The 310-nt window shown below is 50.3% G+C and carries 1 pseudogene; it reads right to left on the bottom strand.

From position 1 onward, the window contains the following. Positions 1-310, bottom strand: a pseudogene (locus GO013_RS16900) (GTPase Era); the annotation flags it as partial.

The raw sequence follows: 310 nt of genomic DNA, 5'->3' as shown, positions 1-310 counted from the left end.
CTCTCGCAGATGATCGTTGCGTCAATATCCACCAGACGGCCTTTTCCCGGACGTTCCTTCATACGGTCAATAGCCACTGCAATTCCATGAGGGATCTCCGCATCCAGGGCGTGAAGTGCTTTTTCACGGATGATCTCCGCAGCGATCTGTCTCTGAGGCTGGTCTGTCACCGTATCCTCGTCGTAGAACATGGGGCCGTAAGGCAGATACTTGAGAATACTTGGGATGATATCCTCTGTATTCACTCCGCGCAGCGCAGAAACAGGAATGATCTCATCAAAATGATAAAGCTTCCGGTAGGTATCAATAG

The organism is Pseudodesulfovibrio sp. JC047 (assembly GCF_010468615.1).
Lineage (GTDB): Bacteria > Desulfobacterota > Desulfovibrionia > Desulfovibrionales > Desulfovibrionaceae > Pseudodesulfovibrio.
Note: the sequence above shows the minus strand (reverse complement) of the source record. Positions and strands in the feature narration are given on the sequence as shown.